Below are 16,608 nucleotides of genomic sequence, written 5' to 3' on the forward strand. Positions count from 1 at the left end.
AACAACTGTAAGTAAGCAGGATATAATTGTTGCGGAGAAACCCTATTCGTTATGTATGAAAGTAGGAAATCTCAGAGTTATAAAGAAGAAAAGGAGAATGAAAAAAGTAATGAAAGTAGTAGGTTTATTAATTATAAGTGTTGATAGGAGTACGTGTCATGGATGATAAATTTATGCTATATAACTTAAAAGTAGAAGTTGTAGGTACAGATAAACCAATGGTTTGCAAGCATAAGGAAGGTGGTTACTTCTTAGTTATAGGGGAAGACCTTATCTTCCCAGAAAGTAATTCATTTTCAATGTATGCCTTAAGCGCTATTTTGCCGTTACTGCCTGCAAAACAACGAGTTTTACACACTAATGACTGGATGTTGTCTGATAGTGTAATTGCCTGCCCAGATCCAAACTGTGGTGCTAGATTTAAAATAACTCGTATTGGAACTCAAGAATTTAGTCATGCTGAATGTACAACAGAACCCATCTATAAAGGAGATAATAACTAATGGTAGAACGATTTGAATTAGCGAAAGATTATACAATCAGTAAAGTGATCAACGGCTGTTGGCAACTATCGGAAGGTCATAGTTTAGAAACAAATTTAGACAAGCAAGATATTATGAAGGCCTTCCATATGCTTGTCGAAAAAGGATTTACGACATTTGATTGTGCTGATATATATACAGGTACTGAAGAACTCCTAGGTGAATTCTCAAAGCAACTTAAGCACGGAAGCACCATTTCACCCAATGATATTCAAATTCATACTAAGTATGTACCTGATATCAATTTACTTAGTGATGTCGATTTTACATATACAGAAAAAATCATTGACAGAAGCCTTAAACGGCAAAATCGAGATGTATTAGATCTAGTGCAGTTTCATTGGTGGGATTACGATGTGCCCGGCTATATCGAGACAGCTAGGGATCTGTTAAGACTAAAAGAAAAAGGGAAAATACGTAATATCGCTGTTACAAACTTTGATACGAAACATTTGAAAGAAATCGTTGATGCCGGGATACCGATTGTGTCTTGTCAAAATCAATACTCGGTTTTTGATAGACGTCCAGAGAAAGAATTATTAGATTATTGTAAAAGTAAAGGCATTACTCTGCTGTGCTATGGTACATTATCAGGTGGTTTATTAGCGGAAAAATGGATCGGTAAACCATCTATACAACCCGAAACACGCTCACATGTTAAATATCTCCAGGTGATTGAAGAGACTTTAGGTTGGGGTAGCTATCAGGAATTGTTGTTATTGTTACAAAGAATCGCTAAAAAGCATTCTGTCAGCATCGCTCATGTTGCTACAAAATATATCTTAAGTCAACAAGGTGTTGGGGCCACAATTATTGGAGTTAGAAATAGCAGCCATGTTGAGTCAAATGCACACATATTTAGTTTCGAACTCGATCGTTCTGATATTGAAGAACTAAATCAATTCTTAGATAATTATCCAATATTAGATGGTGAACCTTTTGAGTTAGAGCGTACGGCTGATTCAAAATTCCGGAATATTATGAAGATGAATTTGAATGAAGAATAATTATACCAAACGATCTTAACGCAGTTTTTGGATATTGCGACGATTAAACAAGAGTACACGTTTAATACATAAGAGGGAGTTTCTATATGGATAAAAGACTCGAATTTAAAGGTGGCTGGGGAGTTGCGTTTATTCCAGTCGTTATTTTTCTGTTTTTCTGCATATTGTATTTTATCGTTTTTAAAGCGTTTGAAATGTATGCACTCGCAATGGGTGCTTTCGTCGCACTTATGGTGGGGGCAATTTTTGTAAAAAAGGGTAACTACGAACGTTTCTGGGATTCAGTCTATGAAGGCGTAAGGGAAGCCGTACCGATTGCAATTCTGCTGTTCGTCATCGGGATGTTCTCGGAGCTGATCAAAACTACTAACATTTCGGCAGGTTTCGTGTGGCTTGCCGACTTGCTAGGCGTGGATGGAGGATTATTCACTGCGTTCACATTCTTAGCAATTTGTATCATTTCTACTGCTACTGGATCATCCATCGGATCAATGTTTACCTGCTTCCCTATTTTCTACCCGGCAGGAGTATTGTTGGGATGCGATCCTGCCGTTCTTGCGGGCGCAATTGTCAGTGCTTCTATTTTTGGTGATAACTTAGCACCAATATCAGATACCACCATCATCTCTGCAGGAACTCAAGAATACACAAAAAAAGAAGGTTTTGCTGAAGTGGGTGGCTGTGTTGCCAGTCGGCTAAAGTATTCCTTGGTCGCGGGTGTTATCTCTTTTGTTCTGTTCTGGATCTTTGGTGGTGGCGGCACGGTAGGTGCAGGCGCTTCAGATATCCTTGCGAAAAACATGAATCCCATCACACTGGTCATGCTGGTTCCGGTAGTCATCATGTTAATCGTAGCAATCAAAACTCGCAATATTTATAAAGCTATTACTATAGGTATCATTTTAGGGACAATGACAGGTTTAGCGTTTAACCTCTTAACTTTTGACAATATTATCTCAGTTGCAGATGGTACTCCAGTAGGATTCCTAACGGGCGGTATCAGCAGCATGATGGCAACAGTCACGCTGGTTATTTCAGTCTACGGTATAATGGGTGTGCTCAATGGTGCGGGAGTGCTTGAAAAAGTCACAAACGGCATACTTAACAGCAAAATGGGCAAGACGGTTCGCGGTGCTGAAATCGCTATGATGTTAGGTATTTCATTTACAACTTTGATCTTCGGTGGTGTAACTAGTGCGTCGATGACGACGTTTGGAAAAGTACAGAATGAGATTGGCAAACGTGTTGGTTTGCATCCATACCGTCGTGCTAATCTACTTGATGGTTTTGCTAATTCTATCGTACTAGTAATCCCTTTTTTAAGTGTTTTTGTATTCCTCGGTGCTTTGCTGACACAAGGCTATGATTTTGTTGCACCGCTTTTACTAACACAAATCAGCAGCGGTATGATTTATTGCATGGTACTGTTCTTGGTTCTATTGTTCTCGGTTATAACGGGATGGGGCCGCAAATATGAAGGCCTGGAAGGGAAAGCAGTTAGCAATCCTCAAGATTAGTAAACAAGATACCAAGTTCGGCTCTCATAATATGGTGAGAGCCTTTTTTAGATAGTGGTAAGACTTTACGCTGAGTACTTTTCTGGAAAATCCTTTATTTGGTTTTATCTATGCATTTTTCATTAAAGGAAAAATGAAAATCCTATATATACTATTGCATTTAGCTTGCGTATGTACGATTTCAGTTTTTGCGTTTATGGCTTTTATGTTTAGGTACTTTGTTCCTTTTGCTCCATAGAACTCAAAAACGGAGATTTGAGGGGGGGTTAGGTATTCCAAAAGTGTCATCTATGTTGGGGTTCATTGCAGGGGCATTTTCTATTTTTCTGTGGAATGTATTTAGCTTCTTTAATCCCTATTCTAATGCAACTGATATTGAACCCATATTAAATACTTTTATCATGCTATGTCTTCCTGCTTGTTTAGTAATCATTTCTTCTTTAATGTCTAAGAAAGTCTTGATGTTAATTGCTTTCATATGGTCGTTACCAATCAGCCTGTACGTAACTATGACTCCAAGCATATTTGTATTATTTGGCGTTACATCTTTTGCCTATTTATTCAGCTACTTATTGATGCTTGCAAAGAGATAACCAATTTGCTAATAATCTTTTGATTCAAGACTTAAAGTAAATAGGATGAAGGAGCCTAATTTCAAGCTCCTTTTATTTATATGTGTATTCAATTTCGAAATAATCCTGATTAACCATGTGAATAAAGAGGATTTATTGTCTGGGGAAAGGAAGCGAGAAAAAAAGGATGTGGAAAAAGTTGTCAATTATCTTTCTGATCATCGTAGGAATTCTTGCATATTTAGTTTATTGGGCTTTTTTCGATATGGGAAGACTTCCAGAAGGTGAATATATTGCAGAAGCAACTTCACCTGATGGTCGGTACACAGTAAAGGCATATATGACAAATGGGGGAGCTACAACATCATATGCTGTTCGTGGAGAGCTAAATTTCAATAACGAAAAGAGGGCGCCGAAAAATATCTACTGGCAATATAGAATAGAAACGGCTTCGATGAAATGGTTAGATCATGATACTGTCATCATTAATAATGTTGAACTCGATGTTCCAAATGATATGTATGATTATCGGAGAGATTGAGGTGATTACTTGAAGAAGGCAATTCCAATTCTCATTTTCATTGGTATTTTATTTATAAGCTCTTTTCCTTCCGTTACAAGTGCTTGTTCGTGTGTAGAATTACCAAGTGTAGAGGAAGAATTCGAACGCTCGAAAGCAGTGTTCAGTGGGAAAGTTGTCGATATAAGAAAGAAACGAAGCCTAAATGGATATACGTCAAAGTCAGTCTTCATTGAAGTAACTAATACCTGGAAAGGTGTAAAGCAGTCGCAAATTATTATTACAACTGGTCAAGGCGGTGGAGACTGTGGATTTGATTTTAAAGAGGGAGAAGAATATTTGGTCTATGCTACCGAATCAACTATGTACGGAGCAAAATCACTCGTATCAATCATTTGTGATCGAACAAATAAATGGAGTTCTTCACAGGAAGATTTAGCGATACTTGGTGAAGGACAGCCTCCGATTGAAGAAGTTGACTTAACGGGTAAGCATGCGGGAAATCAATTATATTTATGGGTTGCGGTGATTGTAGTCGTTGGTATTGTTGCTATTTTCTTGTTAATAAGACGTATCGAATATAGAAAACCACGTTGAAAGTGGTAGTTCAACAGGCGTAAATATTATCATTAAGTCGGGAGAAAAAGTAAGGAAGCTATGAGGTAGACTATTTATTGAAGAGAGGAGATGCACAGTTGAGAAAGCAAGTAGCGAAGAGGCTTTCATATTTATATATAGGTGAGTCACTGGCAGTAGTCAGTTTTATTATTGTAAGTTTTTTGCTTAATAAGTCTTATCCCCAATTACAATTATATTCACTTGCTTCTTTTTGGCTTTCATTTTTTCTTTTGGAGTTTCTTTTAGTGCAAGGAAGTATATATTGGTATTCAAAATGGAGACGATTAAAAAGTGAAAATACATCGGTAACGCCAATTCGAATGGTTCAGCAATTAAAAAAAGTACAGAAGTGGAATATTTGCTTAATGATTGTCCCGCCTTTTTTGTTCGTTATCGACTTTCTTCAATGGTATCCGTCATTGCCCATAGGTGGTTTGTCTATATCAGGTTTTATTTACATATTTGCGATACTTGAATATATTAACTATTTTCATATTCAACTTTCATACGACAATTCTTCTGATATCGAGTATCTTCTAAAGTCAAAGAGGCTAAAACAGGCATGTTTAAGTAAAGACTTTGAGAGAGTAGAGGGAAGTAAATGGAATCAACAGAGTTAAGTAATATGAGATTGAAGCGAGATGTTTTTTAGAAAAAATGGGCAAAAAGCGGAAGGAAAGGAAAGAGTTTATTTTTACTAGCCAAAGCGCGGTACGTATAAAATTGTGTCTACTTTCTAGACCTAATACCAAAATACTAGTTTTGGTGTGTATAATAAATGTATGAATATTTGTAAATATGATTTGCGTTAGAGGTGAACATGTGACAACTAAAGAATTGAGTAAAATTGTTATTGTAGATGATGAAATTTTGATAAGGCAAGGCATAAAACATTACCTTAATTGGGAGCAAGAAGGTTTTCAAATTGTCGGAGAAGCTTCTAATGGAAAGGAGGCACTTGAAATCATTGAACGAACCCATCCGGAAATTGTAATAACCGATATTGTAATGCCTATTATGGATGGAGAAGAATTGACAAGAATAGTTAAATCAAAATATCCAAATATCGAAATCATTATACTAAGTAGTTTTGGGGAATTTGACTACGTTCGTTCTACCTTTCAAAGTGGAGTTGTTGATTATATATTAAAGCCTAAGCTTGATGCAAATACGCTGTTAGAAGTGCTAAATAAGGCAGTGAGTAGAATTCCAACTCCTGAATCAAATGAGACAAAGCAGCAGGAGCGAATGTCTGTAAACCATATAGTTGAAAAGTTAATTTCTGGTTATGAAGCGGATTATGATGCTGAGCTACTATCTAGGGTGTTTTCCTATGATAGCTTCTATTTATTAGGTGTAGTGTTTAGTCGGAATATTCCTAGAGGAGATCTTATTCAAGTTCAAGATAGTATCACAGAACAATACCAATCTTATCTAGATCAAGCAACGTGTCATACCATTACTTTTGATAGAAATGAAATCGCATTCATACTGAACGTAAACAAAGATAAGTCCCATGAGGTCATTGATTTCGCAAAAGGAGTTGCGGGAATTCATACAAATTCGGGCTTTGTTCTAAGTGAACAATTCTCTGATTTATCACAAATAGGACCTATATATAATGAAAAGGTATCAAAATTGATCCAATATAAATTTTATTTTCCTCACATCCCTCTTTTAAGGAAACAGGATTTACAACGAGAAGTACCAAATATTGAGGCTTTTAAAATCGAGTGGTTCACAAACGAATGGAAGTATAGTCGCTTTCAGGAAGCGATCAGCTATTTACAAGAATATGTATCTGTATTTTCTAAATGTTACACAACGGATGTATTCGAATTTAAATCATTCTTTGAAAATATCATTTTTCATATTAATGTTATTCTAAATAATATGGAATACGATGTAGCTGAAATCGGAAGTTCCAAGTATGAGTATTTAAGGTCCATTAACGAGGCCAATTCATCCAGTGAGACAGTAGAACAACTAAATAAATTTATTAGTCAAGTAAACAAATGCTTACATGCGGAGAAAAATCAACCTAGTAATTTAAAAATGAAGAAACTCCTGCAATATATTGAAGACCATTATGCAGATCAACTCAGCCTTGCGGATGTAGCAGAGCATTTTCATTTTAATCCTTCCTATTTGTCTAACTATTTTTCTACAAATAATAAAGAAGGGTTTGTTGAGTATTTGAATAAGGTTCGAATTGAAAAGGCTTCACAGCTCCTACTTAAGGATTCAGCATCCATTTCAGAAATTAGTGGAATAGTAGGTTATTCAGATCATAGCTATTTCTGTAAAGTATTTAAAAAGATAAATGGAATGTCACCTAGTAAATTTAGAAAAAAACACACTTGAGGATAAGAGATGGGGTATAAATGAGAATAATAACGAACCGATTTAAACATAACAGCTTATTTTTTAAAATGTTTCTTATTACGATATTAATTATTGTTACTATATCCTTCCTTATAACCTGGACTACATTTCGTATGTCAGAGAAGTTTTTTATTGATCGGTTTAGTTTTAACAATAGTAAGGTTATAGATCAGATAAAGGAGAGTTTAGGTACGTTCCAATACTCAATTGTTATCGCTTCAAATAACCTTATGAACAACGGAACGATTAAGAGTTTTCTCTCAGGTAAGCACTCAAACAAACAGTTGGGCACATATTATTATAATGTAAAAAAAGAGATGGACAATATAAAAACAAGTGTAGAAGCTTATGATGTAGGAATCTTGGTCTATGGTATTAATGGTATTAGTTTTGCAACAGAAAGATCTTCATGGTCTATATCCGATGAAGAACTACAGAATCACTCTATTACCACAAATACACTCAAACAGCCTAATAAACTGTTATTTCATCTAGAACAACCAAAAGATCAAACACAGGGTGAGGAGGTTATTATTGCTACAAAGGCCTTTATGGAACCAACTTCAAAATATATTTATGGAACGATGTACTTTACGATTCGAGAAAAGGATTTTAGAAAGTTTTATAGTAGTTATACAAGCTTAGGTAATGATGTGTTAGTTATGGATCAGTCAGGTACCATTTTATCAAGTAATCGTAATGAGTTTATTGGAAATACAGAAGTGGAACTCATCGATTATGCGATCCAATTAGAGGATCAGCAAATGAATTATATGGATGCAGATTTCAAAGGGAAGGACCATCTTATTATGATTGAATATCTACCTACCCTTGATTTGTATTTGGTAAATTTAATTGATAAGAAAGCTGCTTTTGGAAATATCATTGATAAAAAGTCAATCGTACTTATTTGTATACTATTCATCTTTCTAGCAATTATCATTGTGTTTTTTTCTTCTAGAAAGGTAACAAATTCGTTGTCAAATCTAGTAAAACAAATTGAAAATACCCCCCAAAATGACTTTGACCATTATATACCTGTAACAGGTACGTACGAAACGAGACAAATTGGTCAAGCCTTTAACTCAATGCTTGATGAGCTTCATGAGTATGTTGATAAGCTTGTACTTATCCAGAATCAGAAACGTAATGCGGAATTAGCAGCATTGCAGCAGCAGATAAATCCACATTTCTTATATAATACGTTAACTTCAATCAAATTCATGGTGCAACAGGGTGGAAAGGAAGAAGCAACCGAAACCGTTAATGCGTTTATATCCTTATTACAAAATACATTAGGCAATATTAGTGAAACCATAACCGTTAGGCAAGAAATAGATAATTTAAAAAGCTACGTCTTAATTAATCAGAAGCGCTATGGAGAACGAATTAGAGTGAATTATTTCATAGAGCCGAAGTGTTTTGAAACCCAAATTCCGAAACTAATTTTACAACCTTTTATTGAGAATTCTTTCTTTCATGGTTTCAATAAAAAAAGTGGAGGGACGATTAATGTCCTCGTTTGGGAGGAAGGTGCAACCCTTATTTGCGAGGTATTGGATAATGGTGACGGAATGGAAGTATCAGCAGATAACAAACTTCCGGATACGAAGCGCAAACAGGAGATGTTCAGTGGGATTGGAGTTCGAAACGTCGATGAGCGCATTCAGCTGATCTATGGTGAAACTTACGGTGTTTCAATCTCAAGTAAGATAGGTGAAGGGACAAAAGTTCGCATCTCACTTCCAGTACGAAAAAACTAAAAATAGTCATAGAACCTAAAAATAGTCCAAACGAATAAGTGGGTGTGTATTCACTTTCTAAAAATATCGCAAAATTCTAAAAATATTGTCCTAACTTGTCCTCTCTAAGTGATGATAATATAGTAATAGTAAGTTGGGTAGCGCTTACAAAATGAAAAGATATAATCTTAGGGGGGTACATATGAAGAAATTATTAGCATTAATAATGATAAGTATGCTTTTGCTTGCTGCATGTTCTTCTGGGGCTTCAAATGGTACTGAATCAGAAGAAGGCTCAGGTTCAAATCAAATTACAATTTGGGCATGGGATCCAAAATTTAATATCAAAGCATTAGAATTGGCGAAAGAAGCTTATGCTTCTGAGAATCCAGACCTTAAAGTGAATGTGATTGAAAATGCTCAAGATGACATCGTTCAAAAACTAAATACTAGTTTAAGTTCTGGTACTACCAAGGGATTGCCAAATATTGTGTTAATTGAAGATTATCGTGCAAAAAGTTTCCTTCAAGCATATCCAGATATGTTCCAACCATTAACTGGATCTATTGAAACAAAAGATTTTGTTCAATACAAAGTGGAAGCAACAAGTGTAGATGGTGAAAACTACGGACTACCATTTGATACTGGAGTAACTGGATTATATGTTAGGACAGATTATTTAGCAGAAGCCGGGTTTTCAATCGAGGATTTACAAAACATCGACTGGAAAGAATACATTGAAATTGGAAAGAAAGTAAAAGAAGCAACTGGTAAAAGATTGCTTACTATCGACCCAAATGAATTAGGAATTCTTCGTACAATGATTCAGTCAGCAGGTAAGTGGTATGTGAAGGAAGATGGTACTACACCTGATTTAGCAAATAATGAAGCTCTTAAACGATCTTTCGAAATTTATAAGGAACTTGTTGATAACGATTTAATGAATTTCCATTCAGACTGGAATCAGTTCTTGGCTACATTTAATGGTGGAGAAGTTGCTACAGTAACGACTGGTAACTGGATTACTCCTTCAATAAAAGCGGAGGCTTCGCAATCAGGAAAATGGGAAGTGGTGCCACATCCTAGTCTTCCAGGTATGAAATCCGTAAATGCTTCTAACTTAGGTGGTGCGTCATGGTACATTCTAGATGTGCCAGGTAAAGAGAATGCAGTTGATTTCCTTACAAAGACTTTTGGTTCGAACGTAGATCTATATCAAAAATTAGTTACTGAAATCGGTGTTATTGGTACTTATATCCCAGCTACTGAGGGAGAAGCGTATAAGACAGAAGATGCGTTCTTCGGTGGTCAGTCAATTATCTCAGATTTTTCAAAGTGGGCTGAAGAAATTCCACAAGTAAACTATGGTATGCACACATATGCGATTGAGGATATTTTAATTGTTGCTATGCAAAATTACCTTGGTGGTCAAGACCTTGATAAAGTATTAGAAGATGCACAAAAACAAGCGGAAACGCAAATTAAATAATTTGCCTTGAATGTAGCCTCGCATATATTTTTCAAGAAATAGGCTGTGTTAAAGCTCATTGTTGATTTTGGAGCAACATGTTGATTGGAGCGGAAAGCGAACGCCTCAACAGCCATGATTAACAGAGCCAAGAAATAAGATATATAAGAGATACAGCCTTGGAACTCGCCAGCTGAAGCTATTACAACTGTTAGGTGAGCTCTTCCGAGGCTATTCTTTTATAGATAAGTAGGGAGTTGAAACAAATGATACCAGCAACTACGAAGCAGAACATACAGCCGAAGCCAAGAAAATATAATAACAAATTTCGATTTAAAAATGGATTAATTGGTTGGGCTTTTATTTCAATAGCAACGGTCATGATCTGTTTATTTTATTTCTACCCAATGGTTCAAGCACTTATTCTTTCTTTTCAATCAGGTGCGGGAACAAATCTCCAATTTGTAGGTTTGGATAACTACCTACGATTATTTACAGATCCGGCATTTATAGCTGCTTTGAAAAATACAGTAATTTACCTCATCATCCAAGTACCGGTCATGATTATTTTTGCATTGTTTATTTCTGTTTTATTAAATAATAAGAAATTGAAACTAAAAGGATTCTTCCGAACGGCCATATTTTTACCGTGTATTACATCGCTTGTAGCATATTCCGTAGTATTCAAATATTTATTTGCTACAGATGGCATCATTAATAAAATGTTAATCAATGTTTCACTTATTTCAGAGCCGATACAATGGCTAACAGATCCTTTTTGGGCAAAAGTAACAATTATCATTGCAATAACATGGCGTTGGACAGGCTATAATATGATTTTCTATTTATCTGCTCTGCAAAACGTGGACCATTCCATTTATGAAGCAGCTAAAATTGATGGGGCAAATGCATTCCAACAATTCTTTAAAATTACAATTCCAATGCTAAAGCCAATCATCCTATTTACTTCTATTACATCAACCATCGGTACTCTTCAGTTGTTTGATGAAGTTATGAATATAACAAAGGGTGGTCCAGGAAATGCAACGATAACCATTTCTCAGTATATTTATAATCTATCATTCAAATATACGCCTGATTTTGGCTATGCAGCGACTGTCTCATATGCAATTGTTATCATGATCGTCGTCTTTTCTATCATACAGTTCAAAGTAGCAGGTGATAAAAATGCATAAAATAAAACAAATATTCATTTATATTTTATTATCAATTTTCACTGTCATCTCCATCTTTCCATTCATATGGATGATTATTAGTGCAACGAATAAATCTATCGATGTTACAAAAGGAAGATTATTACCAGGAACTCATTTGGTAGAGAATATCCAGAATCTTTTGAGTACGGTTGACCTTGTTCCTGCTTTAATAAACTCAGCAACCATATCCATTGCAACGACCATTTTATCTCTAATCATTGCATCTCTTGCTGGTTATGGCTTTGAAATATATAGAAGTAAGGCAAAGGATGTTGTATTTAATATTTTGCTTCTTTCGATGATGATTCCTTTTGCTTCACTAATGATACCTTTATTCCGAATGTTTGGGACAATCTCTCAAATTGCACCTGGGATTGGTATTGATACATTAATATCTGCAATGTTGCCTAGCATTACAACTGCTTTTCTGATCTTTTTCTTCAGACAAAATACAAAGATGTTTCCAAGAGAGCTACTTGAAGCTGGAAGAATAGATGGTTTAACAGAGCTTGGTGTTTTCTTCCGTATTTATGTACCTACGATGAAAACAACATATGCAGCAGCTGCCATTATTACATTCATGGCAAGTTGGAATAATTATCTGTGGCCACTTGTTGTTCTACAGTCTCCTGAAAACCATACGATTCCATTGCTCATATCTAATCTTGGTTCAAGTAATTCACCTGACTTTGGGATTATTATGACATCCATTGTGATCGCAACTTTACCAACAGCACTGATCTTCTTCTTGCTTCAAAGACATTTTGTCGCAGGTATGATGGGATCTGTAAAATAAATAACCAACGTCTGATAGGGGGCCAACCAACAAAACGCGGAAAACATACGCTAAGAGAAATTCAGGATAAAAAAGCCGATTTTTCTTACGCTAAGGAAGTAACATCAGGGAAATACGGATTAACGATGGTAAGGAAATCCAAATATAAAAAGCCTGATTTCTCGCTTTTTACACCGAGGAATTAGGCTTTAGTTCCTTCATTTGATACATCTTTATCAGTTAGTTTATTAACTATATCTTGAGCGTTCTTCAAGTCAGTATCTGATTTTGATTTCTCTACTTTCTTGACATTTGTCCAAGCTTTGGTTTCGTCAAATTCTGGACGACCACTTACATCAACATGGCCATGTTCGCCTACTACGAAGACTTAAACTAAAAAAGCGTCAAAGAGACGCTTTTTTGTCTTGTCTGTTAACCTTGTGTCTAAAAGCCCAATAAATCCCTCTGTCATAAAATTTGACGCCAAAGAGTCGGATTAAAGCAAAGATCAGAAAACCTACCAAAATCCCCGTCATGTTGGTCATCACATCCACAACATCCGTGATACCTAGACGAAAAACATATTGAGAGAACTCAATCAGCAGGACCAAAGCCAATCCCGTGAATATGGTCTGCCAGAAACTTCGCAACAGCAGATAAAGCATCCAACCAATAGGAATAAAAATCAGGATATTGGCCAAAGTTTCTACATTAGAATTCCAGAAGACCGCCCGCAACTGCAGATTAACCCCGGCAATGCCATCACCGTAAGACTTGAAAAGAATAAAAATCATGCTACTTAGAAAATACACGATGCCTTCCAACCAAACAAACCATTTGTAAAAGCGCCCGCGGCAAAGCTGGTAAATATTAGCTGAAAAAACCAGGCTGGTCAAAAGAAAGAGAGCCGTGGCTGGCCAGATACTATCAATAGCAGCCACTCCAAACATGAGCCTGAGCAAATAGCGCCCAAAGAGAAAGCTCCGATAAAACCATAGGCAGGCGCCCAAAAATGGAAGAAAGAGAATAGTTGTCAAAATAAGTGCTGTTTTTTTAGTCATATCTTATTAGCCCCCCCTTTATATAATGATTTTAAAAAGATGAGACTCACCTAGTAAAAACCCATCTAGGTGGGAGTGCTCGAGAGCAAAGTGTAAAGGCAAAACTAGCAAAGCCTACTGGAGAATTCGGATTGTTGTGCGATCCAGAAACGTAAGATTGTGGAATAACTTTTGCTTTTAACCTTACTCTTACATTCATTCTGTTAGGATATAAATTAAATTAAATTAAATTTTATTTTTTCCCTTATCATTCGTAAACGGTCACAATTACTCCATCCATATTGTTACCTGAAATCTCAAAATAGCTATTATCAGGTATGTTAATCGTCCTGCTTTGAGAAATGGAGTAATAAGTAATTGAGTATTTTTCCCCATTAATTCTTACAGAAATGTCTTTTTCTTCTTTTAGGTAATCTAAATATTCTTCTAAAGCAAAATTCTTTTCCTTCATAATCGCACTATGTGGTAAACCAACATAGCGGATATGCCATGGTTCATATTGAATTCCTGTTACCCCCGTTTTATCCTTTGGATAGCGTAAAATGAACCCGTATTTCCAAGCGTTATTTTCTAACCACTTTCCTTCAGGTGCTTCAGCCATCTTCATTTGAGTAGATCCTACATCAAGCGATAAACCCAAATTGTGTTCGCTATAGCCGGCTGGCAACGCATAGGCAGAACCCATTTCTTGATAAAGTACACTTTGCTCATCAAAGTCTCGAAAGCCACTATTAATAGAGAAATTACGAACTCCTTCTTTTTCTGCAGCAGTAATCATCTCTGAAAATCTACGTGCTATATTCTCTGACAAATAAATTTTGCTATCTAACAATCCGTACCCCTTTGTCAATTCATTGTGCGTAGATAGATTGATGACATCCGATTTTATACTTTCTGGGTAAACCGGATATTCACTGTTGACCAAAAGCAGATTTCCTTGATAAATTTGTTCTTCTATACTCTCTTTTTTTTGGAGATTTTCAGAAATCCTTCTATCCTCTACGTTATCATTTTCATATTGATCATAATTTTGTCTTTCTACTTTTGGTTCAAAAAAAGGTTCAATTTTAACGTAAGCTAAACCAAAGCACACTAATAATAAAAATAAAAAACCCCACTTCTTCATTTTTCAGTTTCCTCCTTAACCTTCCTTGCTTAAAAGAATAGGGAAAACTATTAAAAAAAAGAGTAGGGTAAATATTAAATTTTTCTTAAATCATGTACTTGAAGTTAGTTTGTCTTAAAGTTCATTTTCCTTTGGTAAACGGACTTCAAAAATTGTCTTAATAACACTGCTTTTAACAGTAATAGTTCCATTATGCTGATCCACGAGATTCTTCGCAATGAACAAGCCAAGACCTGTGCTATATTCTTGATGAGTTCTTGCTTTGTCACCGGTATAGAACATATCAAAGAGATGCGGGAGTTCATCCGGAGGAATGCTATCTCCATAATTCACAACTTGAACGACCACTTCATCTGCATCAATAAAGCCGTTAATATCGACATACTGACCTTCATATCCATAACGAATGGCATTAGTCAAAAGATTTTCAAATACACGTGCTATCAAATCTCCATCACCCAAAATGGGTAAATTAGGTGTACTATCCATCCGAACAATCAAATGATTCTTTTCGAATACAGGATACAATTCTTCCTTCAATTGATTAAGCAGGTCAGTTAAATTTATTCTCTTTTTTTCAAGTGGCAGCATTCCATAGTTCATTCTAGTTATTTCGAATAACTCATCAATTAGCCTTTCTAAACGTTGAGATTTAGTGAAGGCAATCATTAAAAAGTGTCTGACTTGTTCTTTAGTCAAGCTCTCATCCTTAAGAATCAAATCCAAATATCCCAAAACAGAGGTAAGCGGAGTCCGCAAATCATGAGCTAAATTTACCACCAATTGATCCTTGCTGCTTTCCGAAAAATCGCCTCTTTCTATAGCTTCTTTCAACTTTTCACTTGCCAAATTAATATCTTGGGCGATATCTCTAAATTCATCATTTGACTTAACCAGAACCTTATATGAGAAGTCTCCCCGAGCTAGATAATGGATTCCAGTTGAAATCACATTGAAATAAGTCGAATAGCGCTGTGTGAGTAAATAAAAAAAAACGAACGAAAATGGAATAAATAGCAATAAGAAGAAGTTAATGTCGCCAATTTCTCTCAGAATTTGACGATAAAAAAAAAGTTTGCCTCCAAACTGGGCATTAGTCTGATAATAGTACTGCAGTCCTTTAAAGATCAGATACGTTGCGATACCTGAAAAAATCATACTTAAACCTAATAACAACACCATCTTTGAACGAAAACTGCGCATCATTTTACCCATTGAATGTATACCCTACTCCCCATACTGTCTTAATCCATTTGTCTTTCCGTTTATCTTCTTCAAGTTTTTTCCGAAGTGTCCGTATATGAACCATAACGGTATTACCACCTTGAAAGTATGCTTCTCCCCACACCTGTTGAAAAATATTTTCCACACTAAAAACTTTCTTTGGATTACTCGCCAGTAAATACAAAATGTCAAACTCTTTCGGTGTTAGCTCGATGGTTATACCATATAGGGTAACTGTATGCTGATCGAGAGTAATCACTAATCCGCCATATTCCAGGCAGGTTTTATTATCTGTTTTCGGCTGATTTAGTTTCATAAAGCGTCGGAGCTGAGCATTTACACGAGCAACCAATTCTATCGGGGTGAATGGTTTAGTCATATAATCATCTGCTCCAATGACCAGTCCCTGTACTTTATCAAAATCAGATGTTTTAGCACTCAAAAAGATGATGGGCATATTATGCTGTTCGCGAATGCGGCGGGTTACTTCATATCCATCCATTTTCGGCATCATAATATCCAAAATCAGCAAATCAATCGATTGAGCCTCGACAACACGAACAGCCTCTTGTCCATCCGAAACTTTAATAACATGGTATCCTTCTTTTTCTAAATGGATGGCAATCAGATCAGCAATTTCCTCCTCATCATCAGCAATTAATATCGAAATATCTCTCATCATTCCACTCCTAAATAAAATTCACATACAGTGATATATCAAGTCCTATTCATTTTCTATTATTTCCTTTTCTTTTTCAAAAATATGATCCCATTTAACATCTATATGAACTTAAATATTCATTTGCGAGACAGAATAAACTTGCAAATGCGTTA

Annotated in this window: 15 protein-coding genes; 11 read left to right on the forward strand and 4 right to left on the reverse strand. The window is 35.7% G+C overall.

What is annotated here, in order from left to right:
• The first annotated feature begins 158 nt into the window (after window positions 1-158).
• The 11 genes from AC1MGI_RS08315 to AC1MGI_RS08365 all read left to right on the forward strand — a co-directional run bounded on the left by AC1MGI_RS08315 (window position 159) and on the right by AC1MGI_RS08365 (window position 12,384).
• Entirely contained in the window at window positions 159-503 is a 345-nt protein-coding gene (locus AC1MGI_RS08315) for a TIGR04076 family protein (protein WP_480349283.1), read from the forward strand.
• The gene (locus AC1MGI_RS08320; RefSeq protein ID WP_480349284.1) at window positions 503-1,549 is read left to right on the forward strand and encodes an aldo/keto reductase; all 1,047 of its coding nucleotides are present in this window, start codon (window positions 503-505) and stop codon (window positions 1,547-1,549) included. The genes AC1MGI_RS08315 and AC1MGI_RS08320 overlap by 1 nt, the downstream gene beginning before the upstream one ends.
• 86 nt (window positions 1,550-1,635) lie before the next feature.
• Complete coding sequence (locus AC1MGI_RS08325; protein WP_480349285.1) at window positions 1,636-3,066, forward strand: Na+/H+ antiporter NhaC family protein; 1,431 nt, start codon at window positions 1,636-1,638, stop codon at window positions 3,064-3,066.
• A 759-nt stretch (window positions 3,067-3,825) separates the two neighbouring features.
• A complete protein-coding gene (locus tag AC1MGI_RS08330) occupies window positions 3,826-4,179 on the forward strand; it encodes a DUF5412 domain-containing protein (protein WP_480349286.1) in 354 nt (117 codons plus the stop codon).
• Window positions 4,180-4,188: 9 nt separating this feature from the next.
• Window positions 4,189-4,755, forward strand: coding sequence for a hypothetical protein (locus AC1MGI_RS08335; protein WP_480349287.1), 567 nt, complete (start codon window positions 4,189-4,191; stop codon window positions 4,753-4,755).
• 98 nt (window positions 4,756-4,853) lie between these two features.
• Window positions 4,854-5,396, forward strand: a complete 543-nt coding sequence (locus AC1MGI_RS08340) for a general stress protein (protein ID WP_480349288.1) — start codon at window positions 4,854-4,856, stop codon at window positions 5,394-5,396.
• A gap of 202 nt (window positions 5,397-5,598) precedes the next feature.
• Window positions 5,599-7,140, forward strand: a complete 1,542-nt coding sequence (locus tag AC1MGI_RS08345) for a response regulator transcription factor (protein WP_480349289.1) — start codon at window positions 5,599-5,601, stop codon at window positions 7,138-7,140.
• A 134-nt stretch (window positions 7,141-7,274) separates the two neighbouring features.
• On the forward strand, window positions 7,275-8,924 hold the full coding sequence (locus tag AC1MGI_RS08350) for a cache domain-containing sensor histidine kinase (RefSeq protein ID WP_480349290.1): 1,650 nt from the start codon (window positions 7,275-7,277) through the stop codon (window positions 8,922-8,924).
• Between the two features lie 181 nt (window positions 8,925-9,105).
• On the forward strand, window positions 9,106-10,392 hold the full coding sequence (locus tag AC1MGI_RS08355; protein WP_480349291.1) for an ABC transporter substrate-binding protein: 1,287 nt from the start codon (window positions 9,106-9,108) through the stop codon (window positions 10,390-10,392).
• Window positions 10,393-10,637: 245 nt separating this feature from the next.
• Window positions 10,638-11,567, forward strand: coding sequence for a carbohydrate ABC transporter permease (locus AC1MGI_RS08360; protein WP_480349292.1), 930 nt, complete (start codon window positions 10,638-10,640; stop codon window positions 11,565-11,567).
• The gene (locus AC1MGI_RS08365) at window positions 11,560-12,384 is read left to right on the forward strand and encodes a carbohydrate ABC transporter permease (protein ID WP_480349293.1); all 825 of its coding nucleotides are present in this window, start codon (window positions 11,560-11,562) and stop codon (window positions 12,382-12,384) included. The genes AC1MGI_RS08360 and AC1MGI_RS08365 overlap by 8 nt, the downstream gene beginning before the upstream one ends.
• Window positions 12,385-12,767: 383 nt before the next feature.
• Here AC1MGI_RS08365 and AC1MGI_RS08370 read toward each other — a convergent pair whose 3' ends face one another.
• The 4 genes from AC1MGI_RS08370 to vanR form a co-directional block, all read right to left on the reverse strand.
• Window positions 12,768-13,424 carry a VanZ family protein gene (locus tag AC1MGI_RS08370; RefSeq protein ID WP_480349294.1) on the reverse strand — a complete coding sequence of 219 codons (657 nt, stop codon included), beginning with the start codon at window positions 13,422-13,424 and terminating at the stop codon, window positions 12,768-12,770.
• A 247-nt stretch (window positions 13,425-13,671) separates the two neighbouring features.
• Window positions 13,672-14,550 (reverse strand): VanY-A/VanY-F/VanY-M family D-Ala-D-Ala carboxypeptidase, encoded by an 879-nt coding sequence (gene vanY / locus AC1MGI_RS08375; protein ID WP_480349295.1) that lies wholly within the window; start codon window positions 14,548-14,550, stop codon window positions 13,672-13,674.
• 114 nt (window positions 14,551-14,664) lie between these two features.
• Window positions 14,665-15,765, reverse strand: a complete 1,101-nt coding sequence (locus AC1MGI_RS08380; RefSeq protein WP_480349296.1) for a sensor histidine kinase — start codon at window positions 15,763-15,765, stop codon at window positions 14,665-14,667.
• Window positions 15,758-16,453, reverse strand: a complete 696-nt coding sequence (gene vanR / locus AC1MGI_RS08385; protein WP_480349742.1) for a vancomycin resistance response regulator transcription factor, VanR-F/VanR-M family — start codon at window positions 16,451-16,453, stop codon at window positions 15,758-15,760. Before vanR ends, AC1MGI_RS08380 begins: the two co-directional genes overlap by 8 nt.
• Window positions 16,454-16,608 lie beyond the last annotated feature (155 nt).

It is taken from the genome of Peribacillus sp. BM1 (genome assembly GCF_056679975.1).

Coding starts and splice junctions, on each gene's coding strand:
- AC1MGI_RS08320 (WP_480349284.1), top strand. CDS start 503: ATGGTAGAACGATTTGAATTAGCGAAAGATTATACAATCAGTAAAGTG.
- AC1MGI_RS08355 (WP_480349291.1), top strand. CDS start 9,106: ATGAAGAAATTATTAGCATTAATAATGATAAGTATGCTTTTGCTTGCT.
- AC1MGI_RS08315 (WP_480349283.1), top strand. CDS start 159: ATGGATGATAAATTTATGCTATATAACTTAAAAGTAGAAGTTGTAGGT.
- AC1MGI_RS08350 (WP_480349290.1), top strand. CDS start 7,275: ATGTCAGAGAAGTTTTTTATTGATCGGTTTAGTTTTAACAATAGTAAG.
- vanY (WP_480349295.1), bottom strand. CDS start 14,550: ATGAAGAAGTGGGGTTTTTTATTTTTATTATTAGTGTGCTTTGGTTTA.
- AC1MGI_RS08325 (WP_480349285.1), top strand. CDS start 1,636: ATGGATAAAAGACTCGAATTTAAAGGTGGCTGGGGAGTTGCGTTTATT.
- AC1MGI_RS08360 (WP_480349292.1), top strand. CDS start 10,638: ATGATACCAGCAACTACGAAGCAGAACATACAGCCGAAGCCAAGAAAA.
- AC1MGI_RS08365 (WP_480349293.1), top strand. CDS start 11,560: ATGCATAAAATAAAACAAATATTCATTTATATTTTATTATCAATTTTC.
- AC1MGI_RS08330 (WP_480349286.1), top strand. CDS start 3,826: ATGTGGAAAAAGTTGTCAATTATCTTTCTGATCATCGTAGGAATTCTT.
- vanR (WP_480349742.1), bottom strand. CDS start 16,453: ATGAGAGATATTTCGATATTAATTGCTGATGATGAGGAGGAAATTGCT.
- AC1MGI_RS08380 (WP_480349296.1), bottom strand. CDS start 15,765: ATGGGTAAAATGATGCGCAGTTTTCGTTCAAAGATGGTGTTGTTATTA.
- AC1MGI_RS08370 (WP_480349294.1), bottom strand. CDS start 13,424: ATGACTAAAAAAACAGCACTTATTTTGACAACTATTCTCTTTCTTCCA.